The organism is Campylobacter sp. 2018MI34 (assembly GCF_016598975.1).
GTDB lineage: Bacteria > Campylobacterota > Campylobacteria > Campylobacterales > Campylobacteraceae > Campylobacter_D.
The window spans coordinates 1-396 of sequence record NZ_JAENKS010000241.1; the positions used below are offsets into that span (position 1 = coordinate 1).

Annotated in this window: 1 pseudogene; it reads right to left on the reverse strand. The window is 15.4% G+C overall.

The window, feature by feature from the left end:
* Positions 1-313: 313 nt before the first annotated feature.
* Positions 314-396: pseudogene (locus JG676_RS09920) on the reverse strand (autotransporter outer membrane beta-barrel domain-containing protein); the annotation flags it as partial.

The following is a 396-nucleotide window of genomic DNA, read 5'->3' on the forward strand; positions in this document are numbered from 1 at the left end:
TATTTTTGTATTGCTTTTTAATTATTATTTGTATTTATTTTATATTGCTTTATAAACTATATGTTATTTTTATTATTTTATATTTTAACTTTCTATTTGTTTTATATATTTTTTATTATTTTATATATTATTTATATTTTTATTTTAACTTTCTATCATTTAATTTTATTCTATATTTAAACTTATGATTTAATTTATTAAGTATTTTTAAAAGAATAAACCCCAAACAACTTAAAGTCATTTAGGGTTTAGGAGATTAAACTAGTTTATTTATATTTATTCTAAATAACTATTTAGAATTATTTATATTCTTTTACCACACATAATTAAATTGAGCATATCCTGTATGAGTTTTACCATCTTTATCAAACATTCCATTATAGTTTAAGCTAAAAT